The organism is Streptomyces sp. NRRL F-5755 (assembly GCF_001279365.1).
In the GTDB taxonomy this organism is placed as follows: Bacteria; Actinomycetota; Actinomycetes; order Streptomycetales; family Streptomycetaceae; genus Streptomyces; species Streptomyces rimosus.
Genome location: NZ_LGCW01000297.1, coordinates 24,509 through 46,351 on the forward strand (window position 1 = coordinate 24,509; position 21,843 = coordinate 46,351).

A 21,843-nucleotide genomic window follows, 5' to 3' on the forward strand; every position below is an offset into this window, starting at 1 on the left:
GCCCGCGCGCCGGGTATCCCGTTTCATCCCTTTCGGTACTTCTCCGCCGATCCACGACTGAGCCGGAAGTGCCGTGCGTAGCCTTCCGGCGCGGTGCGGGCGGCCGGGGAGCCCGGTCCCGCCGCACGAGGCGTGGGGGGGGCAGATGCCGGAGGAGTTCGGGGACGCGCTGCGGCGGCTGCGGCGGGAGCGGGAGGTCTCCCTGCGGTCCCTCGCCCAGCTGGTGCACTACAGCAAGGGCTATCTCAGCAAGATCGAGAACGGGGAGAAGCCGCCGACCGCCGACGTGGCCCGCCGCTGCGACGCGGCCCTGGCCGCCCAGGGCACGCTCAGCCGCCTGCTGGCCGCCCGTACCCCCGGCGACCGCTGCCCGTATCCGGGGCTGGCCGCCTACACCGCGGCGGACGCGCCCTGGTTCTTCGGCCGCGAGCGGGCCACCGCCGCCCTGGTCGGCCGCCTCGCCGAGCGCGTGGACAGCGCGGGCCCGCTGGTCCTCGCGGCCCCGTCCGGCGCCGGCAAGTCGTCACTGCTGCGGGCCGGACTGCTGCCCGCCCTGCGCGCCGGGGCGCTGCCCGGCTCCCGGCACTGGCCGGTCCGCGTCCTGACGCCCGGCGCGCACCCGCTCACCGAACTGGCCGCGGCGCTGGCCGGACCGGGCACCCCTTCCGCCCCCTCCGCCGAAGAACTGGCCGAGGCCCCCAAGCGCTGCGCCGCCGCCGTCCGCGCCGCGCTCGGCCCCCGCCCGCGCCTGGTCCTCGTCGTCGACCAGTTCGAAGAGGTCTTCACCGCCTGCGAGGACTCCCACGAGCGGCGCGCCTTCGTCACGGCGCTGTGCACGGCCGCCCGGGACGCCCCGTGCGCCGTGGTCATCGCAGTCCGCGCCGACTTCTACGGCCCGTGCCTGGACCACCCCGCGCTCGCCCCGGCCCTGTCCGCCGGGGTCTTCGCGCTGCGCCCGATGTCCGTGCGCGAAGTCCGCGCGGCGATCACCCGCCCCGCGCGGGAAGCGGCGCTGGAGCTGGAACCGGGCCTCGAAGAGCTGCTGCTGTCCGATCTGGGCATCCACGGGGACGACGAGCCGGTGGCCGGCGGCACGCTGCCGCTGCTGGCGCACGCCCTGCTCGCCACCTGGCAGCAGCGCTCCGGCCGTACCCTCACCGTCGCCGGCTACCGCCTGACCGGCGGTCTGCACGGCGCCGTCGCCACCACCGCCGAGCGGGTGCACGCCGGACTGGACCCGGCGGAGCGGCACACGGCGCGGCAGGTGCTGCTGCGGCTGGTCCAGGTCGGCGAGATCGCGGGCGAGACGCGCCGCCGGGTGCCGCACGAACGCCTGCTGGAGCATCTGCCGGACCCGGAGAAGACCGCCGCCGTGATCGACGTCTTCGTCCGCGCCCGGCTGCTGACCCTCGACGCGGACACCGTGGAGATCACCCACGAGGCGCTGCTGCGGGCCTGGCCACGGCTGCGCGGCTGGATCCGCGCCGACCGGGCCGGGCTCGTCGTCCACCAGCGGCTCACGGAGGCGGCCGGGGCGTGGAAGCGGGAGGGCCGGGACACCGCGGCGCTCTACCGGGGCACGCGGCTGGCGGTGGCGCGCGAGTGGGCCGGGCAGCAGGGGGAGAACGCCGGTCTCAGTCCGCTGGAGGAGGAGTTCCTGCACGCCTCGCAGGAGCGCGAGGCGGCCGCGGCCCGTGCCGACCGCCGCCGGGTGCGGCGGCGCCGCAGGATCGCGGGCACCCTCGCCGTGCTGCTCGTGCTCGCCGTGTGCGCGGGGGTGCTGGCGGTGCAGCAGTGGCGTACGGCGGAGGCCGGGCGCCGTGACGCGTACGCCGGTGAACTGGCCGCCCGCTCCGCGCAGGTGGCCACCGGGCAGCCCGAGGCGGCCATGCTGCTCGCCGCCGAGGCGTACCGGCTGCGCCCCTCCCCCGCCTCCCGCAGCGCGCTGCTGAGCACCCAGGCCCGGCCGTTCGCCGGACGCCTGACGGGGCATCACGGCCCGGTCAACGGCGTCGCGTTCAGCCCCGACGGCAGGCTCCTGGCGGGCGGCGGCTCGGACGGCACGGTCCGGCTGTGGGACCGGCGCACCCGCCGCCCGCCGGTCACCGCGCTCACGTCCGGTGCGCCGCGGATCCGCGGCGTCGCCTTCAGCCCGGACGGCCGTCTCCTGGCCGCGGGCGCGGCGGACGGCTCCGTACGGGTCCGGGACGCCGCCCGCCGTACGCCCGCCGTCACCGTGCCCGGCGGCGGTGACGGCGGCGAGGTGGCCTTCGCGCCCGCGGGCCGGGGCGGTGCGGCCGGTGGCGATGTGCTCGCCTCCACCGGACCCGGCGGCGGCGTGACCCTGTGGGACGCGCCCCGGATGCGGCCGATGGCGCGGCTGCCGGGCCTCGGGGGCGCCGGGCCCGGCAAGGTGGCGTTCAGCCCGGACGGCCGGCTGCTCGCCCGCGGGGACGCCAACGGCCGGGTCCGGGTCTGGCGGCTGCCGCCGTCGCTGACCGCGTCCGCCCCCGGCAGCGCCCTGTCCGCCACCGCCCGCCCCGCCGCCCCCAGCGTCCTGGCCGACCGCTCGGGGCACGGCGACGGCGTCGTGGCCGTGGCCTTCAGCCCGGACAGCGCCACGCTGGCCGTCGGCGGCACGGACCGCACGGTCACGCTGTACGACACCCGCCGGATGACCGTCCGCGCCCGGCTCACCGGCCACAACGACGACATCAACGCGCTGGCGTTCTGCCCCGACGGCGACACCCTCGCGTCCGCGTCCGGCGACGGCTCCGCGCGCCTGTGGGAAGTCGCCACCCTCCGTACCGTCGCCGCCTTCACCGGCCACAGCGACTACGTCCTCGCCGTCGCCTTCTCCCCGGACGGCCACACGCTGGCCACCGGCAGCTTCGACCGGACGATCGCCCTGTGGAACCCGGCCGGCGCCGCGCTGACCGCCCGGCCGGTGTCCGGCCGCTCCGCCGTCGCCTTCGCCCCCGGCGGGCGGCGGCTGGCCGCCGCGGGCGTCGACGGCACGGTCCAGCGGTGGGACGTCCGCACCCGTACGCAGCTGGGGCCGCCGCTGCGCGCCCACCACGGGCCGGTGCGGGACCTCGCCTACGGCCCGGACGGGCGGACGTTCGCCACCGCGGGCGCCGACGGGAGCGTACGGCTGTGGGACGCGGCGAGCGGCGCCCGTGAACGGCTGCTGACCGGCGCGGACGGTTCGGTGTTCGGGGTCGCCTTCGCCCCCGGCGGGCGGCTGCTGGCGGGGGCGAGCGAGGACGGCACGGTACGGCTGTGGGACCTCGCGCTGGGCGGCTCCGCCGTCCTGACCGGCCACGACGACTTCGTCAACGCCGTGGCGTTCAGCCCGGACGGGCGGCTGCTGGCCAGCGCGAGCGACGACCGTACGGTGCGGCTGTGGGACGTCGCCACGCACCGTCAGGCCGGGGTGCTGCGCGGGCATTCGGGCGCGGTGTGGGCGGTGGCGTTCAGCGCGGACGGGCGCACGCTGGCCTCGGCGGGCAACGACCGGACGGTGCGCCTGTGGGACGTGCGCGGCCGGCGGGGCTCCGGAGTGCTGCGCGGCCACACGGGTTCGGTGCGGGGCATCGCCTTCGCGCCGCGCGGGCGGCAGCTGGCCACGGTCGGCTTCGACAGCACCGTACGGATCTGGGACACCGCCGCCCGTACGCAGACCGCCACGCTGACCGGGCACACCGACGTGGTGTGGTCGGTGGCCTACGCGGCGGACGGCGGGACGCTGGCGACCACCGGCGCGGACGGCTCGGTGCGCCTGTGGGACCTGGACGCGGGCCGGGTGGCCGGGCGCATCTGCCCGCTGGTGGGCAGGACCGGCCCCGCGCGCTGGCGTGAGCTGCTGCCCGACGTGCCGTACGAGCCGATCTGTGACCGCTGAGAGCCCGCATGCACACCCGGCCGAGGCCCGGTACCCAGGTTGTCGGCGCCACGGCAGCCGGGCCGCGCGAAGAGAAAATCTTGTGGCGTCCCCCGCACCTGCCGGGTGACACTCTCCGGCATGACATGGACCGCACCAGAAGTCGACCGCCGCACCGAGCCCTACGTGGCGGACGAACGCACAATGCTCCAGGGCTGGCTGGACCGGCACCGCGACACCCTGCTGAGCAAGTGCGCCGGCCTCACGCCGGAACAGCTCGTCCGGCCGAGCGCCGAACCGTCCAACCTCACGCTGCTCGGCCTCGTCCGGCACATGGCCGAGGTGGAGCGCAGCTGGTTCCGCTTCCGGGTCGCGGGCCAGAAGGTCGGGCCCCTGTACTACACCGAGGAGCAGCCGGACGCGGACTTCGAGGTGCTCGACACCGCCACCGCCGAGGACGCGTTCGCCACACTGCGCGCCGAGATCGACGCCGCCGACCAGGCGGTGGCCCACCGCGGCCTGGACGACACCTTCACCACGAAGGACGGCCGGACGATCAGCCTCCGGTGGGTGTATGTCCACATGATCGAGGAGTACGCGCGGCACAACGGCCACGCGGATCTGCTGCGCGAGCGGATCGACGGCGCGACGGGCGAGTAGCGTCCGGGCCGGCGGGGACGGGGCGGCTCACCGGGGCTCGCGCTCGACGGCGAGCAGTGCCGCGTCGTCCCGCAGTTCCCCGCCCGTGTGCCGGACCAGGTCCGCGCGGAGCCCTTCCACCAGGTCGTCCAGCGGAGCGGCGGCCCGTTCCGCGACCCGCTCGGCGAAGGGCTGGTAGCGCCCCGCCGCGTCGCGCGCCTCGGTGAACCCGTCGGTGTACAGCACCAGCCGGTCCCCCGCCCGGAACGGCAGCGTATGGACCGTGTGCCCGGTCCCCACCAGGTCGGCCATGCCGATGGGGGCGCCGGGCCGCTCCGGCGGGCAGACCCGTACCAGCCCGTCCCGGATCAGCAGGGGTTCCGGGTGCCCGCAGTGGACCACCCGGGCCACCGGCCCGGACGGGATCTCCACCAGCAGGGCGGTGGCGAACCGTTCCGGCGTCTCCGCGCCCGGCAGCCGCGCGATATGCCGCCGCGCCTCGCCCTCCAGCCGCCGGGCCACCCCGGTCAACGCCTCCTCCTGGTACGCCGCTTCGCGGAACGCGCGGAGCAGCACCGCCGACGCCTCCACCGCGAGCATCCCCTTGGCGCGTACGTCGCCGATGAGCAGCCGGGTGCCGTACGGGCCGCGTACCGCGTCGTAGAGATCGCCGCCGCTGCGGGGCGCGGTCCGGGCCGGGAGGTAGGTGCCGCGCAGGCGCAGGTCCCCGATCCGGCCGGGCAGCGGGCGCAGCAGGACCCGCTGCGCGGTCGCGGCCGAGGTGTCCGCCCGGCTCAGGGCGCGCCGCCGCCGCTGCCGTACCGCCTCGCCGACGGCGGCCACCGGCGCGGCGGCCAGTGCCGTGCACACCGCCGCTTCGGACACCGGCCCGGCCGCGACCCGGCTCGGCGAGCCGGCCGACACAGCCACGATGGCCAGGACGAACAGGGCGAAGGCGAGGACGAAGAGCGCGCGCGGCAGCAGAAGCGCGCACCGGGCGCGCGCGGTCCGGAGGCGTCCGGCCGTGGGGTGCCCGGTCCTGGGGCGTCCGGTCCGGCGGCGCCCCTTCCCGGTGGGGCGCTCAGCGGTGCTCGGCGGCGGCATGGGCTTCTTCCCCGGCGACGGCGGTGAGTTCGGTGGTGGCGGTACGGTTCCGGGCAGCCTGCGCCGTACGGTGGCGCCCGCCCGCCACGTGCTGGAGCGACCGGTCGAGGAGCATCAGCAGGCGCCACTCGGCCAGCCGCGCGTCCAGGCTGCCGCGCCGGTCGCCGCAGCGTTCGGCGAGTTCCCGCCACACGCGGCGGGTGGCGGGCAGGACGGGGTGCGGGCTGCCGCCCCGGCAGCCGCGGACGCACAGCGCCAGACAGGTCAGCAGCCGCGCGCAACCGGCCCGGAACTCCTGGTCCCAGGCGTCCGTCTCCGCCGTGTCGTACGGGTCGGGCCGCACGGCGGCCGGATACTGCGCCGCGAGGCCGCCGAGCGCGGCGACGACCGCTTCCGCGTCGTGCGCGACGCGCTCCAGGCTCTCCAGGACCCGCTGGTCCAGGTGCCAGACGGTGTGCCGGTCCGGCGCGCGCACATTCCAGCGCAGACTTTCGTGCGCCTGGCCGAGCGCGCCGCGGGCCCGGGTGATGAGATCCGTCAGGCGGTCGCGCCGGCCCGGGTCCAGTACCTCGTCCGGGTGCCGGGCCTTGCGTACCGCGTCGGCCACCCCGTCCAGCACTCCGGCCAGTTCCGCGCGCAGCCGGTCGAGGGCGGCCTCGGCGGCGCGCAGCCGCAGCGGCGGGGGCAGCAGGGCGTTGAAGAGCACCGCGACGGTGATGCCCACCCCGATCTGCAGCAGGTGCGGCCCGATCTCCCGCGCGTGGCTCGGCCCGAGCAGCAGGACGAAGACCGCGGTGATCGGTACGTGCAGGCCGTGCTCGCCCAGCCGCTCGTGCCCGGCGGCCAGCAGGGACAGCAGGAGTACGGCGCCCATGCTCAGCCAGGTCGGCCCGACGAGGACCGCGGCGGGCAGCGCGATCAGCGCGCCGAGCGTGCACCCGGCCGCGTACTGGAGGCCCGCCGTGCAGGACCGGAACACCGTCGGGTGGACGACGAGCAGCGCGGCGACGACCGCCGGGGCGGGCCGCGGCGTCCCCCACACGCTGGAGCACAGCTGCCAGGCGAGGGCGGCCGCGACGCTCGCGCGGACCGCGACCAGCCACCGCACGGCCCAGGGCCCGTCCCGCAGGCGCGCCGGGCGCACGGCCGCGAGCGCGGTGCACGCGCGGCGTCCGGCCGCCCCCGTGTTCTCCTCGCGCACCTGCTCCCCTTCCGTTCACCGCACCGGCCGTTCCGGCCTGTGACGGCCGCCGAAATCTTGTGATGTCCGTTACGGACACCGGATATGCGGCCCTCGGTGACGAAATGCGGGCGCGGCGGGAAAAGGGGCCGATTGGACTGCTGCGAACCGGCGGAAGTCCCGTGCACCAGGGGCCGTAGGTCCCGCCGGTGCCCCGTCCCGCGGGGCACCGAAAAGGCAGCAGGCGAATGGATGGGCATTCCCCGGCGACGATCACCCGGTTTCCCGCACAGAAAAGGCCACCCCATGCGACTGATCAATTACCAGGTGCTGCGCGACCTCGTCCACGAACACCAGCGCCTCACCCGGAACGGCACTCCGGAAGCCGCCCGCCTCGACGACATCTCCTACACGCTCGGCGTCTACACCGGCCACCGCGATCCGGCCGCCGCTCTTCGCGAGGCCCGCCGCCTGCTGCGCGCGCAGGACGCGGAGTACCGGCGGGCGGCCTGAGCGGACGGGGAAGGCCCGCCTTCTGCCGGACAGCAGGCAGCAGGCGGGCCTTTCCCGTAACGGGGCGCGGCGCGCGTCCCTCAATTCGCTTCCAGCATTCCCTCCCGCAGGCTCGCGAGAATGCGGGTCAGCAGGCGCGACACCTGCATCTGTGAGATGCCCAGGGCCTCGCCGATCTGCGTCTGCGTCATTTCCGCGCCGAAGCGCATGTGCAGAATCTGCCGGTCCCGCTCTTCCAGGCCGTCCAGCAGCGGTTTGAGCGCCTGGATGTTCTCGGCCTTTTCCAGGTCGGGGTCCTCGCCGCCCAGGCGCGCTGCCAGGGTTGCGCCGGCGGTCTGCGCGTCGCCCTCCTCCGGCGGCGCGTCCAGGGAATCGGCGGAGTAGCCGTTTCCGGCGTACAGGCCCTCGATGACCTCTTCCTCGTCCATTTCGAGGTGCCGGGCCAGTTCGGAGGTGGTGGGCGCGCGGTTCAGTTCGTGGGCGAGTTTCTCGCGGGCCCTGGCCAGGTCGATACGGAGTTCCTGGAGGCGGCGCGGGACGTGCACCGCCCAGCTGGTGTCCCGGAAGAAGCGCTTGATCTCGCCGACGATGTACGGGACGGCGAAGGCGCTGAACGGGGTGCCGCGCGCGAGGTCGTACCGGTCGATCGCCTTGATCAGCCCGATGGTGCCCACCTGGACCATGTCCTCCGTCTCCTCGGCCCGGCTGCGGAACCGGCGGACCGCGAAGTGGACCAGGGACAGGTTCATCTCGATCAGGCAGTCGCGCGCGTAGCGGCGGGCGGGGTCGCCTTCGGGTAGTGCGGCCAGCCGTTCGAAGAAGAGCCGGGACACCTCGCGGGCGTCCTCCGGGGTGACCGCTCCGGCGTCCTCCAGCAGGGGCAGCCCGGCCGGTCCGGTCCCGGGTCTCTCCCGTACGGACGCGTATTCGGTGTTCACGCGGCCACCTGCCCCTCGGCGGTGTCCGAGCGCGGGTGGCGCACGCGGAACCACACCCACTTCCCGGACCGCGTCCGGTCGAAGCCCCAGCCGTCCGCGAGCGCCCCCAGGACCTCCAGGCCCCGGCCGTCCTCGGCCAGTGGCCCGTCTGCGGTGGCGGGGGTCATCGGCACCGTACGGGCCGTGTCCTTGACCGCCGCGAAGAGGCTGCCGTCCGCCTCGCCGATCAGCATCAGCGGGAGGTCGGGGGCGGTGGAGTGCCGGACGGCGTTGGCCACCACCTCGGACAGGCACGTACGGCCGTCGCCGAGTGCGTAGCGGTGGGGGTCCAGGACGGCGCTGACCGACTCGCGGGCCAGGCGGGGAGCCCGGGGGCCGGTCGGCAGGCGCATCCGCAGGGCGCGGACGCAGGGGTCGGTCGGGGCGTGGGGCAGCGGCATCGTGGGGTCTTCCTTCGGTTCCGCGGTCGGGTTCCGGCACCCCCGTTGTGCCCGCCGGGCGACCCGGAACCCGGGGCTTACGTCCCCGCGTGCGGGACGTAAGCCCTCACCGCCCCGGAACAGGCCCAGGGCCCGTACGCGGGTGCGTACGGGCCCTGGGCTCGTCACCGGCGCGGCGCGGTTCGCGCCGTGCCCGGCGGGTCAGCCCTTGCGGGCCTTGACTTCGTCGGTGAGGGCCGGGACGACCTCGAACAGGTCGCCGACCACGCCGTAGTCGACCAGGTCGAAGATCGGCGCCTCGGCGTCCTTGTTGATGGCGACGATGGTCTTCGAGGTCTGCATACCGGCGCGGTGCTGGATCGCGCCGGAGATGCCCGCCGCGATGTACAGCTGCGGCGAGACGGACTTGCCGGTCTGGCCGACCTGGTTGGTGTGCGGGTACCAGCCCGCGTCCACCGCGGCGCGCGAGGCGCCGACGGCCGCGCCGAGCGAGTCGGCGAGGGCCTCGATGACCGGGAAGTTCTCGGCGCCGTTGACGCCGCGGCCACCGGAGACCACGATCGCGGCCTCGGTCAGGTCCGGGCGGCCGGTGGACTCGCGCGGGGTGCGCGAGACGACCTTGGTGCCCTTGGAGGTCTCGGCCACCGTCACCGTGAGCTGCTCGACCGTACCGGCGGCCGGGGCGGCCTCCGGAGCGGCGGAGTTGGGCTTGACGGTGATGACCGGGGTGCCCGTGGTGATGCGGGACTTGGTGGTGTACGAGGCCGCGAAGACGGACTGGGTGGCCACCGGGCCCTCGTCGCCGGCCTCCAGGTCGACGGCGTCGGTGATGATGCCGGAGCCGATGCGGACCGCGAGGCGGGCACCGATCTCCTTGCCCTCGGTGGAGGACGGCAGCAGCACGGCGGCCGGGGAGACGGCCTCGTAGGCGGCCTGGAGCGCGTCGACCTTCGGCGCGACCAGGTAGTCGGCGAACTCCGGCGCGTCGGCGGTCAGGACCTTGACCGCACCGTGCTCGGCGAGCGTCGCGGCGGCGGTGTCGGCGCCGGGGCCGAGGTGCACGGCGACCGGCTCGCCGATCCGGCGGGCGAGGGTGAGCAGTTCGAGGGTGGGCTTGCGGACGGCGCCGTCCACGTGGTCGACGTAGACAAGGACTTCAGCCATGGGATTGCTCTCCTGCGGGAAGAATGCGGGCGGTGGGAAGGACGGGAATCCGCCGGGCTCAGATGAACTTCTGGCCCGCGAGGAACTCGGCGAGCTGCTTGCCGCCCTCGCCCTCGTCCTTGACGATCGTGCCCGCGGTGCGGGCCGGACGCTCGGCCGCCTCGTCGACCTTGGTCCAGGCGCCCGCCAGGCCGACCTCGTCCGCCTCGATGTCCAGGTCGTCCAGATCCAGGGACTCCACCGGCTTCTTCTTGGCGGCCATGATGCCCTTGAAGGACGGGTAACGGGCCTCGCCGGACTGGTCGGTGACCGACACGACGGCCGGCAGCGACGCCTCCAGCTGCTCGGTGGCGGTGTCGCCGTCCCGGCGGCCCTTCACCGTGCCGCCCTCGACGGAGACCTCGGACAGCTGCGTCACCTGCGGCACGCCGAGGCGCTCGGCGAGCAGCGCGGGCAGTACGCCCATCGTGCCGTCGGTGGAGGCCATACCGCAGACGACCAGGTCGTAGCCGGTCTTCTCGATGGCCTTGGCGAGTACCAGGGAGGTGCCGAGCGCGTCGGTGCCGTGCAGGTCGTCGTCCTCGACGTGCACGCCCTTGTCGGCGCCCATCGACAGGGCCTTGCGCAGCGCGTCGTTGGCGTCCTCCGGGCCCACGGTGAGCACCGTGATCTCGGCGTCGTCGTCGGCGGCTTCCTTGATCTGCAGGGCTTGCTCGACCGCGTACTCGTCGAGCTCCGAGAGCAGGCCGTCCACGTCGTCGCGGTCGACGGTCAGGTCCTCGGCGAAGTGCCGGTCGCCGGTGGCGTCGGGCACGTACTTCACACAGACAACGATCCTCAGGCTCACGCCGGCTCTCCTACCTGCTTCGACTCTTCCGAACTGCCTTGTGCTGGCAGCATAGGCGCCTGTTGGGGCGGCATCCGGCCGGATGGGGTTCCCGCGCCGACCGAAATATTACTCGCCAGTACACCCACCCTTTTCCCCGTAAGCAAGGCCGTTGAACTGTGACGTTGCCAACGGATGCGGATGGGGCGCGAGAGCCCCCGGCGCGGAACCGGCGGGCCGTGCGAAGCGTTGAACGAGCCGCGTTGCGGAGCCCAGCGGGGCTCAGTCGCGCAGCGCGTTGAAGCGGCCCTCGTGGTAGAGCAGCGGGCGGCTGCGCCCGGCCGTCCCGGCGTAGCCCTCCGGGTCGCCCTCGACAACCTGCCCGAGCACGATCCGGTGGTCGCCGGCCGGCACCCGGGCCACCACCTTGCACACCAGCCAGGCCAGCACACCGTCCAGCAGCGGCACCCCGTGCGGCCCCGGACGCCAGGAGGTCGGCGGGGCGAAGCGGTCGGCGCCGCTCCGCGCGAACGTGGTGGCCAGCTCCTGCTGGTGCTCACCGAGTATGTGGACGCCGATGTGCCCGGCCTCGGAGACCGCGGGCCAGCAGGAGGAGCCGGTGCTGATGCCGAAGGAGAGCAGCGGCGGGTCGGCGGCCACCGAGGTCAGCGAGGTGGCGGTGAAGCCGGCCGGACGGGGGCCGGGCGCGGTGATCACGGCGACGCCGGCGGCGTGCTGCCGGAAGACGGAGCGCAGCAGGTCCGGGGTGGCGGCGCGGGGCGTACCGAGGTCGGTCGGTACCGTCATGGTGGTGTCCTTCTGCCGTGGGGTCCGGGCCGGCGCGGCGCCGTCACCGGCACCGCGGGAGTCGTCGCCGCTCACGTACGGGGACAGCGCTCGCCGGCGGCGTACGGAGGGTCCGCGGGCGCGCGTCCGTGAAGAAGGGGTCCTGGCCGCATGACGTCACCCTGACGATGCGTGTGGCGGGCAGTCAAGTAACGCCGGAGATCTGGGAGATCAATCACGGACGGCGGCCCCCAGCGCGGCGATGACGTCGGCCTTGCGGGGCTGTCCGGCCGCGCGGCGCACCAGCGCGCCGTCGCCGTCGAGCACCAGCACCGTGGGCGTGCGCTCGATGCGCAGCGTCCGTACCAGGTCGAGGTGCGCCTCGGCGTCAATCTCGACGTGGGTCACCCCTTCCACCATGTCCGCCACCTCGGCCAGGGTGCGCCGGGTGGCGCGGCAGGGCTGGCAGAAGGCGCTGGAGAACTGCACGAGCGTGGCCCGCTCCCCCAGCTCCGCGCCCATTCCGGCGGCCCCCAGCCGGGTCCCCACGTCCTGCCCTCGCAAACCTCGCCCTCCCGTTCCTGCCCGGTTGTGCCGTCGACCGGTGCAGCGTCGGCGGGGCCGCAATCATTCCCGCCGCCGGGTGCCCGGTGTACCGTCCGCGGTGAGGGGAAATCGCACCAGGTGACCACCACGTGACGAGGATCTCCCGGCGGCGGGGGCCCGTACGGTGGCCCCGGGGCCGCCGATCGGGCACGATCTCCCGAAAGCCGCATACTTACGGCTGCGTAACTTCTTCGCCGGGAGAACCCTCCCCAGGCACAGAAAAGGGGTCCCCGACATGGCAGAGCTCGTCTACCCGCCCGTCATCGGCGCCGCCCGCGCGGCGTTCAAGGCGCTCGACCTGAAGTTCGACATCGCCGGGGCCGACCACATACCCCGGCGGGGCGGCGCGGTCCTGGTGAGCAACCACATCGGATACCTGGACTTCATCTTCTGCGGCCTGGCCGCCCGCCCGGCCAAGCGCCTGGTGCGCTTCATGGCGAAGGAGTCGGTCTTCCGGCACAAGGTGTCAGGGCCGCTGATGCGCGCGATGAAGCACATCCCGGTGGACCGCGCGCAGGGCGTCCACGCCTACAAGCACGCGCTGAGCGCGCTGCGCGGCGGAGAGATCATCGGGGTCTTCCCGGAGGCGACGATCTCGGAGTCCTTCACGCTGAAGACCTTCAAGTCGGGCGCGGCCCGGCTGGCGCAGGAGGCGGGTGTGCCGCTGCTGCCGATGGCGCTGTGGGGCACCCAGCGGCTGTGGACCAAGGGCCACAAGCGGGACCTGGGCCGCAACCACTTCCCGATCACCATCCGGGTCGGCGAGCCGGTGGAGGCGTCGCCGGACGAGCAGACCGAGAAGATCACCGACCGGCTGCGCTCCCGTGTGCAGGACCTGCTGGAGGCGGCGCAGCGCGCGTATCCCGTACGCCCCAAGGGCCCCGAGGACACCTGGTGGGTCCCGGCGCACCTCGGCGGCACGGCACCGGCGCCGGGGGCCACGGCCTGACCGGCCGGGGGCCGCGGCTCAGCCGAAGAGCCGCGGCTCCCCCACCTCGATCCGCGCGTCGGGGCAGGTCTTCTCCAGCGTCTCGGCGAGTTCGGCCGCCGCCGCGGTCAGTTCCCCGGCGGTCATCGGGGCCATCCGCTCCAGCAGGAACAGCGCGTTCACGGACGCGTCGGTGAGCCGCGTCCGTACGCCCTGGCGCCAGTTCCAGCGGCGGCACGTCACGCCCTCGTCGTCGCACCACACCACCTCGCCGGGCTCCGGGTGCTCGGTCACCCGCTCGCCGCCGGCCGCGGTCACGAACGGCTCGGTGCCGGTGGCCCGCACCAGCCGCATGCCGCCCCGGATGCGGTCCAGGTCCTCGCCGCCGACCGGGATCAGGTGGGCCACGCTGATGGCGTTGTAGAGGTCGACGAGGCGGTTGATGCGCGGCAGCCCGCCGTCCGCGAGGGCCCGCTTGGCCAGCGCCTCGGCCGAGTTGCGGGTACGGGACGGCTTGCTGCCGAAGGCGGTGTACGCGGCGCGCCAGGCGGCGATGTGCGGGTCGTCCTGCGGCGCCCGGCCGTCCAGCCGCTCCGCGAGCCTGCGGGCGGCGGCGTCCAGGAGGGCCGAGGAGGTCTCGTCGCTGGGCCCGTTGGTCAGGCCGTGCGCCTCGACGGCGAGGTAGCCGAAGCCGGGCGCCAGGGCTCGTACCTCGTCGGAGACGTGCAGGGGGAGAGTCATCGTCGCGTGCCTCGGGAATCGTCGGGCAGAAGCGCCGGGCGGCGGGGATGCGGCCGCCACGGGCTTCGGGACCGGTCGGCGGCCTCCGGGAGGCATTGGAGCACAGCGGGTCGTGGTTCAGCAAACCGCACTGGATAGTCCAACACAGTGCACTCCGCACCGGACAGCAACGCGCCTGGCAGCTGACCGCGGTCAGCTGCCAGGCGCGCCGTCCGTCGCGCGGCCTACCGCCCCATCTCCTCCCGCAGGGCGTCCACCAGCCCGTCCACGTCCTCCACGGTCGTGTCGAAGGAGCACATCCAGCGGACATCGCCGGCCGCCTCGTCCCAGAAGTAGAAGCGGTAACGCTTCTGCAGGCGCTCGGTGACATCGTGCGGCAGACGCGCGAAGACGGCGTTGGCCTGCACCGGGTAGAGGATCTCCACACCGTCGACCGAACGGACGCCGGCGGCGAGCCGCTTGGCCATCGTGTTGGCGTGCCGGGCGTTGCGCAGCCACAGGTCGCGGGCCAGCAGGGCCTCGAACTGCGCGGATATGAAGCGCATCTTGGAGGCCAGCTGCATGGACATCTTGCGTACGTGCTTCATCGCGCGTACCGCGTCCGGGTTGATGACCACCACGGCCTCGCCGAACAGGGCGCCGTTCTTCGTGCCGCCGAGGGAGAGCACGTCCACACCGACCGCGTTGGTGAACGCCCGCATCGGGACGTCCAGCGACGCGGCGGCGTTGGCGATCCGCGAGCCGTCCAGGTGCACCAGCATGTTGCGCTCGTGCGCGTGCTCGCAGATGGCCCGCACCTCGTCGGGGGTGTAGACCGTGCCCAGCTCGGTGTTCTGGGCGATCGAGACGACCTGCGGCATGGCGCGGTGCTCGTCGTCCCAGCCGTACGCCTGCCGGTCGATCAGCTCGGGCGTGAGCTTGCCGTCCTCGGTCGGTACGGTCAGCAGCTTCAGCCCGCCGACGCGCTCGGGGGCGCCGCACTCGTCGACGTGGATGTGCGCGCTCTCGGCGCAGATCACCGCGCCCCAGCGGTCGGTCATCGCCTGGAGGGCGACCACGTTGGCGCCGGTGCCGTTGAAGACCGGGAACGCCTCGGCGGTCTGCCCGAAGTGGCTGCGGATGACGCGCTGGAGGTGCTCGGTGTACTGGTCCTCGCCGTAGGCGACCTGGTGACCGCCGTTGGCGAGCGCGATGGCCGCCAGCACCTCCGGGTGCACACCCGCGTAGTTGTCGCTGGCGAAACCGCGCACCGCCGGGTCGTGGTGCCGCTGGGCGTCGGTCTTGCGTTCGGTCACGCTTCGGGGGTCAGCCACAGACGCTGTCCATTCACTTCCTGGGCGGGCCGCTCCCAGACGCCGCTGACGGCCTGGGCCAGGTCCTTGACGTCCGTGAAGCCCGCGAACTTGGCATTCGGGCGCTCGGCGCGCATCTGGTCGTTGACGAGCGCCTTGACGACCAGGATGGCAGCCGCCGCCTTGGGCCCCGCCTCGCCCCCGGCCTTGCGGAAGGCGTCGCCGAGGGCCAGCGTCCACGCCTCGGCGGCGGCCTTGGAGGCGGCGTACGCGGCGTTACCGGCCGTCGGCTTGCTCGCGCCCGCCGCGCTGACCAGCAGGAACCGCCCGTTCCCGGAGCGCTCCAGCGCGGCCTGGAAAGCCAGCGAGGTGTGCTGGACCGTACGGATGAGGAGCTTTTCCAGCAGGTCCCAGTCGCCGAGGTCGGTCTCCGCGAACGACGCGGAGCCGCGCCAGCCGCCGACCAGGTGCACCAGCCCGTCGATCCGGCCGAACTCCTTCTCCGTACGGTCGGCCCAGGCGCGCGTCGCGTCGAGGTCCAGCAGGTCGACGGTGTCGCCGGTGACGGTCGCGCCGCCGTGCGCGTACCGCGCGGCGTCCACCGCCTCCGCCAGCCGCGCGGCGTCCGCGTCGGCGGCCACCACGGTCGCGCCCGCCTCGGCCAGCCGCAGCAGCGTCGCCCGCCCGGCGGGACCCGCCGCCCCGGCCACCGCGATGACCGCGCCTTCCAGTGGCCCCTGGCCGTTGGTCGCAGTACTCATGTCCCTCGTCTCCTCGTGCTCCGGCCTGCCCTGGGTGCCGCCGGCGCTCACACCGCCACCGGCATGTCGCTGTGGGCCGTGATGCCCTTCGTGGAGGCAATCACGCCGCGCAGTTTCTTGGCGAGGGCCTCGTAGAACATGCTGAGCGGAAATTCGTCCGGCAGGACGTCGTCGACGAGCTTGCGCGGCGGCTTGTCGAGGTCGAGGGCGTCCGGCCCCTTGGCCCAGGTCGAGCCGGGGTGCGGGGCGAGGTAGGTCGAGACGAGATCGTAGGCGGCGAACCAGTGGACCAGCTTGGGCCGGTCGATGCCGTCCCGGTACAGCTTCTCGATCTCGCCGCACAGCTGGTTGGTGACCTGCGGGGCCCGCTCCCAGTCGATGTGCAGGGTGTTGTCCGTCCAGCGTACGACGTCGTGCCGGTGCAGGTAGGCGAAGAGCAGCTGGCCGCCGAGGCCGTCGTAGTTGCGTACCCGGTCACCGGTGACGGGGAAGCGGAACAGCCGGTCGAAGATGACCGCGTACTGGACGTCGCGGGCCTGGCGGACGCCCTCGGCCTCCAGCTTCACGGCCTCCTTGAAGGCGGTCAGGTCGCAGCGCAGCTCCTCCAGGCCGTACATCCAGAACGGCTGCCGCTGCTTGATCATGAAGGGGTCGAAGGGCAGGTCGCCGTGGCTGTGGGTGCGGTCGTGGACCATGTCCCACAGGACGAACGCCTCCTGGCAGCGCTGCTGGTCGGCGAGCATCGCGCGGATGTCGTCGGGCAGTTCGACGCCCAGCGTCGCCACCGCGGCCTCGCTGACCCGGCGGAAGCGGGCGGCCTCGCGGTCGCAGAAGATGCCGCCCCAGGTGAAGCGCTCGGGTGCCTCGCGCACGGCGATGGTCTCGGGGAAGAGGACGGCGGAGTTGGTGTCGTACCCGGCGGTGAAGTCCTCGAAGGTGATGCCGCAGAACATCGGGTTGTCGTAGCGGGTGCGCTCCAGGTCGGCCAGCCACTCGGGCCAGACCATGCGCAGCACGACCGCCTCGAAGTTGCGGTCCGGGTTGCCGTTCTGCGTGTACATGGGGAAGACGACCAGGTGCTGGAGGCCGTCGGAGCGCTGCCGCGCGGGGTGGAAGGCCAGCAGGGAGTCCAGGAAGTCCGGTACGGCGAAGCCGTCGTCGGCCCAGCGGCGCAGGTCCGCGACCAGCGCCCGGTGGTAGGCGGCGTCGTGCGGGAGCAGCGGCGCCAGCTCTTCGATGGCCGATATCGCGCGCTCGACCTCGTGCCGGACGGCGTCGGCGGCGGGCGCGCCCTCGGCGGCGAAGTCGATCGAGCCGTCCTTGGACTGCCACGGGCGGATGGTCTCGATGGCGTCCTTCAGCACCGGCCACGCCGGGTGCCGCACCACACGCTCTGCGGTGGCGGTGGCGCCTGGGGCACCCACAGGCGAAAGAATTTCCGTCATGACTACCCTCCGGCAGGAGATCCTGTTGTGCCGCCACGGTATCCAGGGGGTCTTCGACTTCTCAAGAGCTCCAGAGGAAAATGTTCTGCCCGACCCCCATGGTCACGCACTTTTTTCCTGCCCGCTTGCGAAGATGCGGAAGTTTCTGTCCGACGGAACCATGCCTGCCGCGCATCCTGCAGCACGTACCCGGAATCGGCCGCCGTATACGGGACGCGACGTGGCGACTACGGACGCGGGACGCTCAGCAGTGGTCGGGAAGCGACCGGATCCGGTCGAATTCCGGCCGCCCGGCGGGCAGCCGCCCCGGCGCCCGGCTGGTGTCCCTGACCGGTTCCGTGCACCCGGCGACGCAGGAGCCCTCTTGGGGCCGCGCCGGCCGCGGCGTCGTACGGGTGCGTCAGCCCCCGGCGGACTCGCCCACGCACGGGTGACACCGACGCGTCACCGGACACCCCGGACGGATCGGACGGCACCGCCCGCCGCACGGCAGCCGCGGCACCCGAACACCCGTGATCCGCACCGGACTTCCGGCGCTCCCCCGGCGCCCGCCCCGGGCGTGGCAAGCCCCCGTTCCGGCCATGTCGCAGGGCTGTCCGACACCGTTCCGGCGCTTTGGGGCGCCCGTTAGGCTGTGCGCCGTTTCGAGAGCAGCCGGTGGTCCACGCGCGGCGCGGGCGGGGCAGCCGTGGCCGGCGGGCGGCACCGGTCCGGCAGCACACCGACAGAAACGAGGCAGCCTTGTCCTTTCTCACCATCGGACACCGCGGGATGATGGGCGTCGAGCCGGAGAACACCCTGCGCTCGTTCGTCCGCGCCGAACGCGAAGGTCTCGACGTCATCGAGCTGGACCTGCACCTGAGCAAGGACGGCGCGCTCGTGGTCATGCACGACGCGGACGTGGACCGCACGACCGACGGGACGGGACCGGTCGCCGACCGCACCCTCGCCGAGCTGCGCGACCTGGACGCGGGTTACGGCGAGCGCGTCCCGGTGTTCGAGGAGATCGTGGACGCGGTGCGGGCGCCGCTCCAGGCGGAGATCAAGGACGTGGCCGCCGCCCGGGCGCTCGTGGACGTGCTGCGCGCCCGCGACCTGACCGCCCGGGTCGAGGTGATCTCCTTCCACGACGCGGCGCTGGCCACGGTCGGCGAGCTGCTGCCCGGCGTACGGACCGCGCTGGTCGCCGAGCACTACGGCACCGACGTGGTGGACCGCGCGCTGGCCGTCGGCGCCTCGGCGCTCTCCCTGGACATCCGCCGGCTCACCCTGGAGCTGGTGGAGCGGGCCCACGCGGCGGACCTGCGCGTCCTGGGCTGGACCGTGAACACCCACGACGAGCTGCGGCTCAGCCGCGGGCTCGGGCTGGACGGCGTGGTCACCGACTTCCCGGAGATCCGGCGGGCGGTGCGGTTCACGGCGTGAGGCGGGCCGGGCGGTGCCCGCCCGGCAGCCCTAGTCCAGCGTCTTGACCAGCAGCTCGAATTCCAGGTCGGGGCGCCGCGGAATGCCGAACCGCTCGTCGCCGTACGGGAACGGGAACATCGTGCCGGTGCGCCGGTACCCGCGGCGCTCGTACCAGGCGATCAGGTCGGAGCGCTGCCGGATGACGGTCATCCGCATCTCGGCGGCGTTCCACCGGGCGCGCGCGGTGCGCTCCGCCTCGGCCATGACGACCTTGCCGAGGCCGCCGCCCTGAAGGCCGGGTCGGACCGCGAACATACCGAAGTACACATGATCACCGCGGTGTTCGAGCTGGCAGCAGGCGACGACCTCCCCCGCGTTCTCGGCGACCAGCAGCACGCTGTCCGGGGCGCCCACCACCGCGGCGACACCCTCCGGATCGGTGCGCTGCCCCTCCAGCAGGTCCGCCTCGGTGGTCCAGCCCTCCCGGCTCGCGTCGCCGCGGTAGGCGGACTCGATCAGCGCGACGAGCGCCGGGACGTCGGCCTCGGTGGCGGCTCGGTAGGTCAGCTCGACGGTCGTCATGGGCGGGGCGTCCTCTCCGGTGGCTCGGCGCGGCGGTACGGACCGGGGTGCGGGGCGGCGCACGCGTACGGCCGTACCGGAGGCTAACAAGACCCGCGGGCCCGCCGCCCGGTCCGGTCCGCGTGCGGCGGCTTCGCCGGGCCGGATGCGGCCCCGCGGCCATGGCCCGCGGGCCCGGCGGCGTAGGGTCCGCAGCATGGTGCATGTACTGAGCAGCAGGGTGCTGGTGCGGCCGTCCGACCCCGAGCGGTCGCGGGAGTTCTACGGGCGCGCGCTGGGCCTGGAGATCTATCGCGAATTCGGTACCGGCCCCGAGCGCGGCACGGTGTACTTCCTCGGCGGCGGCTTCCTGGAGGTCTCCGGCCGCTCCGCAGAGCCCCCGACCGCCACGCTCCAGCTGTGGCTCCAGGTCGCCGATGCCGCCGCCGCGCACGAGGAGCTGAAGGCCCACGGCGTGGAGATCCTGCGCCCGCCGGTGCAGGAGCCGTGGGGGCTGATCGAGATGTGGATCGCGGACCCGGACGGCCACCGGATCGTGCTGACGCAGGTCCCGGCGGACCACCCGCTGCGGTACCGCCCCGGCATCTGAGGTCGCCGGCAGGCCCCACCCGTACTCACGGCCCCCTCCCGGGCCGCCGTGCTCCCCTCTTGCGCCCGTGCGCTCCCCGTTCCCGGTTTCCGGCGGGCGTTTCCGGGCCGCCCGCGGGGCACCATGCGGCTGTACCGGGCTCCGTGTGACGCCGCGCGCTGTGTGCGTGGTCCGCACGCGACCGCCGTACGGCTTGCGGGGAGGACGCCGTGCACGGACCGTCATGGGTCGGCTGGCTGCTGGTGCTGTTGTGCGCCGGGGCGGGCGCGTACTGCCTGTCGAGTGTGCGCCGGGGTACGGCCGCGCAGCGCCGGGAAGCGCGCGGCGAAGCGCTGATGGGGCTCGGCATGGCGGTGATGGCGCTCCCCGCCGCCACGGTGGCGCAGCCGCCCTGGACGCCATGGGTGTTCGCCGTCGTCTTCGGCGCGGCAGGTCTGTGGGCGCTGCTACGGCGGCACCCGCACCACGCGGTGGGCGCGGCGGCGATGGTCTACATGGCGCTGGCGATGGTGGCCGTCCCCGGCGGCAGTCCGCTAAGCGGCGGGCACGCAGCGCACACAGGAAGCATGGAGGGGATGGATTCCATGGGGCCTGGCGGGCTGCCGCTGCTCACCGGGCTGCTGCTGGCGTACTACGCGGTGTACGTCGTCGCCGCCGGAGTCCGCCTGGCCCCCTCGGCCGCCCCGGGTACGGCGGACACCGAGATCGCGCCCGTGCGGGCCGCGTGGCCGGAGGTGGTGGGCGCGTGCCGCGTGGCGATGGGCATCGGGATGTTCGCGATGCTGTTGACTCTTTGACGTCCCGCTGCCGACGCCGGCACCCCGAACCGGCGCGCGCCAGGGCCGGTTGGGCGGCCGTCCGTCCCTCGCGCACCACCCGCGCCACCGGCGCCGGTGGTATACGTCACTTCCGGTGCCGTTCCATACCTGGCGGCAGCCGCGCGCTCATAGGCTGACGCCCATGATGGTCCCCCTCGCGCTGATGATGCTCGGCGCGCTGGCTGCGGCGATGGCGCCGCGCCTGATGGCCCGCGCCGACTGGCCCGACCGCGAACCGGTGCTCGCCCTGTGGGTGTGGCAGTGCGTGGTCGCCGCCGTTCTCCTGTGCTGCGTCCTGGCGATGTCGCTGAGCGGCGCCGCCGCCTGGGAAGCCGTACGCAGCCAGCTGTTCAGCCACGCACCGCGCGTCGTGGTCGAGGCGTACGCGCTCAAGGCGTACGGGCCCTGGTCCGGCGTGCTGGCCGGGGTACTGGCGGGCGGCGGCGCCTGGACGGCCGTCATGCTCACCCGGGAGGTGCGCGGCGCCCGCGCCCGGCGGCGGCAGCGGCGTACGGACCTGGTGCGGCGCGCTCCGCTGCTGCCCGGCGAGGAGCGGGCCGGGGACCGGCTCGTCGTCCTGGAGGGCGACCGCCCCGAGGCGTGGTGGCTGCCCGGCGCGACGCCCCAACTGGTCATCACCACTGCGGCGTTGCGCCGACTGAAGGGCCGTCAACTCGATGCGCTGATCGCCCACGAGCAGGGCCACGCGCGGGCCCGGCACGACGTCCTGCTGCACTGCGCGTCGGCGCTGGCGGCCGGATTCCCGCAGGTCCCGGTCTTCGCGGCGTTCCGCGACCAGGTGCACCGGCTGGTCGAGCTGGCCGCCGACGACGTGGCCTCGCGCCGCTTCGGACGGCTGACGATTGCCCTGGCCCTGGTCGAACTCAACGAGGACCGCGGGGTGTTCGGCCCGTGCCCCGCCCAGTGCACCGAGGTCCCGGACCGCGTGCACCGGCTGCTGGCCCCCGCGCCCCGCTTCACACCCGGCCGGCGCCTGCGGATGACGGCGATCGCGGCGCTGGTCCCGGCGGTTCCGCTGCTGGTGACGTTCATGCCGGGGCTGAGCGCGCTGACGTACTGAGGGAGCGCGGGAGCGGGGAGGACGCCCGGACGTACGAACGTACCTTCGTACGGGGCTAGCTGGCCCTTCCCGCTCCCCTCGGCGAAGATTTCCCCATGCTCTCCAGGCCCGCCCCCGCAC

At 74.1% G+C, this 21,843-nt stretch carries 21 protein-coding genes; 8 read left to right on the top strand and 13 right to left on the bottom strand.

Going from position 1 to position 21,843, the window contains the following annotated elements; genetic code table 11:
• Positions 1 to 145: 145 nt before the first annotated feature.
• Together ADK86_RS32970 and ADK86_RS32975 are read left to right on the top strand one after the other, a co-directional pair.
• A complete protein-coding gene (locus ADK86_RS32970; protein WP_053699908.1) occupies positions 146 to 3,904 on the top strand; it encodes a helix-turn-helix domain-containing protein in 3,759 nt (1,252 codons plus the stop codon).
• 120 nt (positions 3,905 to 4,024) lie between these two features.
• The gene (locus ADK86_RS32975; RefSeq protein ID WP_030371352.1) at positions 4,025 to 4,543 is read left to right on the top strand and encodes a DinB family protein; all 519 of its coding nucleotides are present in this window, start codon (positions 4,025 to 4,027) and stop codon (positions 4,541 to 4,543) included.
• A 27-nt stretch (positions 4,544 to 4,570) separates the two neighbouring features.
• Here ADK86_RS32975 and ADK86_RS32980 read toward each other — a convergent pair whose 3' ends face one another.
• On the bottom strand, positions 4,571 to 5,626 hold the full coding sequence (locus ADK86_RS32980) for a PP2C family protein-serine/threonine phosphatase (protein WP_053699909.1): 1,056 nt from the start codon (positions 5,624 to 5,626) through the stop codon (positions 4,571 to 4,573).
• Entirely contained in the window at positions 5,604 to 6,827 is a 1,224-nt protein-coding gene (locus ADK86_RS32985) for an FUSC family protein (protein WP_053699910.1), read from the bottom strand. The genes ADK86_RS32980 and ADK86_RS32985 overlap by 23 nt, the downstream gene beginning before the upstream one ends.
• 285 nt (positions 6,828 to 7,112) lie before the next feature.
• Between ADK86_RS32985 and ADK86_RS43490 the strand changes: the two genes are divergently transcribed.
• Positions 7,113 to 7,319 carry a DUF5133 domain-containing protein gene (locus ADK86_RS43490; protein ID WP_053699911.1) on the top strand — a complete coding sequence of 69 codons (207 nt, stop codon included), beginning with the start codon at positions 7,113 to 7,115 and terminating at the stop codon, positions 7,317 to 7,319.
• A gap of 80 nt (positions 7,320 to 7,399) precedes the next feature.
• Here ADK86_RS43490 and ADK86_RS32995 read toward each other — a convergent pair whose 3' ends face one another.
• From ADK86_RS32995 to ADK86_RS33020, 6 genes are all read right to left on the bottom strand, one after another.
• Positions 7,400 to 8,257, bottom strand: a complete 858-nt coding sequence (locus tag ADK86_RS32995; RefSeq protein ID WP_053699912.1) for an RNA polymerase sigma factor SigF — start codon at positions 8,255 to 8,257, stop codon at positions 7,400 to 7,402.
• Positions 8,254 to 8,697 (bottom strand): ATP-binding protein, encoded by a 444-nt coding sequence (locus ADK86_RS33000; protein WP_053699913.1) that lies wholly within the window; start codon positions 8,695 to 8,697, stop codon positions 8,254 to 8,256. Before ADK86_RS33000 ends, ADK86_RS32995 begins: the two co-directional genes overlap by 4 nt.
• Positions 8,698 to 8,898: 201 nt before the next feature.
• A complete protein-coding gene (locus ADK86_RS33005; protein WP_053699914.1) occupies positions 8,899 to 9,861 on the bottom strand; it encodes an electron transfer flavoprotein subunit alpha/FixB family protein in 963 nt (320 codons plus the stop codon).
• 58 nt (positions 9,862 to 9,919) lie between these two features.
• Positions 9,920 to 10,708, bottom strand: a complete 789-nt coding sequence (locus tag ADK86_RS33010; RefSeq protein WP_078620445.1) for an electron transfer flavoprotein subunit beta/FixA family protein — start codon at positions 10,706 to 10,708, stop codon at positions 9,920 to 9,922.
• A 261-nt stretch (positions 10,709 to 10,969) separates the two neighbouring features.
• A complete protein-coding gene (locus tag ADK86_RS33015; RefSeq protein ID WP_003986783.1) occupies positions 10,970 to 11,494 on the bottom strand; it encodes a flavin reductase family protein in 525 nt (174 codons plus the stop codon).
• A gap of 210 nt (positions 11,495 to 11,704) precedes the next feature.
• On the bottom strand, positions 11,705 to 11,995 hold the full coding sequence (locus ADK86_RS33020; RefSeq protein WP_003986782.1) for a thioredoxin family protein: 291 nt from the start codon (positions 11,993 to 11,995) through the stop codon (positions 11,705 to 11,707).
• Positions 11,996 to 12,314: 319 nt separating this feature from the next.
• Between ADK86_RS33020 and ADK86_RS33025 the strand changes: the two genes are divergently transcribed.
• Complete coding sequence (locus ADK86_RS33025; RefSeq protein ID WP_053699915.1) at positions 12,315 to 13,028, top strand: lysophospholipid acyltransferase family protein; 714 nt, start codon at positions 12,315 to 12,317, stop codon at positions 13,026 to 13,028.
• Between the two features lie 18 nt (positions 13,029 to 13,046).
• Here the strand turns inward: ADK86_RS33025 and ADK86_RS33030 are convergent, their stop codons facing one another.
• The 4 genes from ADK86_RS33030 to ADK86_RS33045 all read right to left on the bottom strand — a co-directional run bounded on the left by ADK86_RS33030 (position 13,047) and on the right by ADK86_RS33045 (position 17,246).
• On the bottom strand, positions 13,047 to 13,748 hold the full coding sequence (locus tag ADK86_RS33030; protein ID WP_053699916.1) for a B3/4 domain-containing protein: 702 nt from the start codon (positions 13,746 to 13,748) through the stop codon (positions 13,047 to 13,049).
• 224 nt (positions 13,749 to 13,972) lie between these two features.
• Positions 13,973 to 15,043: a low specificity L-threonine aldolase gene (locus ADK86_RS33035; protein ID WP_324611433.1), complete on the bottom strand. Its 1,071-nt coding sequence runs from the start codon at positions 15,041 to 15,043 to the stop codon at positions 13,973 to 13,975.
• The gene (locus ADK86_RS33040) at positions 15,040 to 15,801 is read right to left on the bottom strand and encodes an SDR family NAD(P)-dependent oxidoreductase (protein ID WP_078952420.1); all 762 of its coding nucleotides are present in this window, start codon (positions 15,799 to 15,801) and stop codon (positions 15,040 to 15,042) included. Before ADK86_RS33040 ends, ADK86_RS33035 begins: the two co-directional genes overlap by 4 nt.
• A gap of 47 nt (positions 15,802 to 15,848) precedes the next feature.
• The gene (locus ADK86_RS33045; RefSeq protein WP_053699919.1) at positions 15,849 to 17,246 is read right to left on the bottom strand and encodes a DUF6421 family protein; all 1,398 of its coding nucleotides are present in this window, start codon (positions 17,244 to 17,246) and stop codon (positions 15,849 to 15,851) included.
• Between the two features lie 741 nt (positions 17,247 to 17,987).
• Between ADK86_RS33045 and ADK86_RS33050 the strand changes: the two genes are divergently transcribed.
• Positions 17,988 to 18,671 carry a glycerophosphodiester phosphodiesterase gene (locus tag ADK86_RS33050; protein WP_030598635.1) on the top strand — a complete coding sequence of 228 codons (684 nt, stop codon included), beginning with the start codon at positions 17,988 to 17,990 and terminating at the stop codon, positions 18,669 to 18,671.
• A 30-nt stretch (positions 18,672 to 18,701) separates the two neighbouring features.
• On the opposite strand, the gene ADK86_RS33055 is transcribed toward ADK86_RS33050, so the two are convergent.
• On the bottom strand, positions 18,702 to 19,235 hold the full coding sequence (locus ADK86_RS33055; RefSeq protein ID WP_053699920.1) for a GNAT family N-acetyltransferase: 534 nt from the start codon (positions 19,233 to 19,235) through the stop codon (positions 18,702 to 18,704).
• A 196-nt stretch (positions 19,236 to 19,431) separates the two neighbouring features.
• On the opposite strand from ADK86_RS33055, the gene ADK86_RS33060 reads away from it, so the two are divergent.
• From ADK86_RS33060 to ADK86_RS33070, 3 genes are all read left to right on the top strand, one after another.
• Positions 19,432 to 19,824 (top strand): VOC family protein, encoded by a 393-nt coding sequence (locus tag ADK86_RS33060; protein WP_030598639.1) that lies wholly within the window; start codon positions 19,432 to 19,434, stop codon positions 19,822 to 19,824.
• Between the two features lie 209 nt (positions 19,825 to 20,033).
• Positions 20,034 to 20,621 carry a DUF5134 domain-containing protein gene (locus ADK86_RS33065; RefSeq protein WP_053699921.1) on the top strand — a complete coding sequence of 196 codons (588 nt, stop codon included), beginning with the start codon at positions 20,034 to 20,036 and terminating at the stop codon, positions 20,619 to 20,621.
• A 163-nt stretch (positions 20,622 to 20,784) separates the two neighbouring features.
• Positions 20,785 to 21,723: a M56 family metallopeptidase gene (locus ADK86_RS33070; RefSeq protein WP_053699922.1), complete on the top strand. Its 939-nt coding sequence runs from the start codon at positions 20,785 to 20,787 to the stop codon at positions 21,721 to 21,723.
• The last annotated feature ends 120 nt before the right edge of the window (positions 21,724 to 21,843 follow it).

Coding starts and splice junctions, on each gene's coding strand:
- ADK86_RS32970 (WP_053699908.1), top strand. CDS start 146: ATGCCGGAGGAGTTCGGGGACGCGCTGCGGCGGCTGCGGCGGGAGCGG.
- ADK86_RS32975 (WP_030371352.1), top strand. CDS start 4,025: ATGACATGGACCGCACCAGAAGTCGACCGCCGCACCGAGCCCTACGTG.
- ADK86_RS32980 (WP_053699909.1), bottom strand. CDS start 5,626: ATGCCGCCGCCGAGCACCGCTGAGCGCCCCACCGGGAAGGGGCGCCGC.
- ADK86_RS43490 (WP_053699911.1), top strand. CDS start 7,113: ATGCGACTGATCAATTACCAGGTGCTGCGCGACCTCGTCCACGAACAC.
- ADK86_RS33000 (WP_053699913.1), bottom strand. CDS start 8,697: ATGCCGCTGCCCCACGCCCCGACCGACCCCTGCGTCCGCGCCCTGCGG.
- ADK86_RS33005 (WP_053699914.1), bottom strand. CDS start 9,861: ATGGCTGAAGTCCTTGTCTACGTCGACCACGTGGACGGCGCCGTCCGC.
- ADK86_RS33015 (WP_003986783.1), bottom strand. CDS start 11,494: ATGACGGTACCGACCGACCTCGGTACGCCCCGCGCCGCCACCCCGGAC.
- ADK86_RS33020 (WP_003986782.1), bottom strand. CDS start 11,995: ATGGGCGCGGAGCTGGGGGAGCGGGCCACGCTCGTGCAGTTCTCCAGC.
- ADK86_RS33025 (WP_053699915.1), top strand. CDS start 12,315: ATGGCAGAGCTCGTCTACCCGCCCGTCATCGGCGCCGCCCGCGCGGCG.
- ADK86_RS33030 (WP_053699916.1), bottom strand. CDS start 13,748: ATGACTCTCCCCCTGCACGTCTCCGACGAGGTACGAGCCCTGGCGCCC.
- ADK86_RS33040 (WP_078952420.1), bottom strand. CDS start 15,801: ATGAGTACTGCGACCAACGGCCAGGGGCCACTGGAAGGCGCGGTCATC.
- ADK86_RS33045 (WP_053699919.1), bottom strand. CDS start 17,246: ATGACGGAAATTCTTTCGCCTGTGGGTGCCCCAGGCGCCACCGCCACC.
- ADK86_RS33055 (WP_053699920.1), bottom strand. CDS start 19,235: ATGACGACCGTCGAGCTGACCTACCGAGCCGCCACCGAGGCCGACGTC.
- ADK86_RS33060 (WP_030598639.1), top strand. CDS start 19,432: ATGGTGCATGTACTGAGCAGCAGGGTGCTGGTGCGGCCGTCCGACCCC.
- ADK86_RS33070 (WP_053699922.1), top strand. CDS start 20,785: ATGATGGTCCCCCTCGCGCTGATGATGCTCGGCGCGCTGGCTGCGGCG.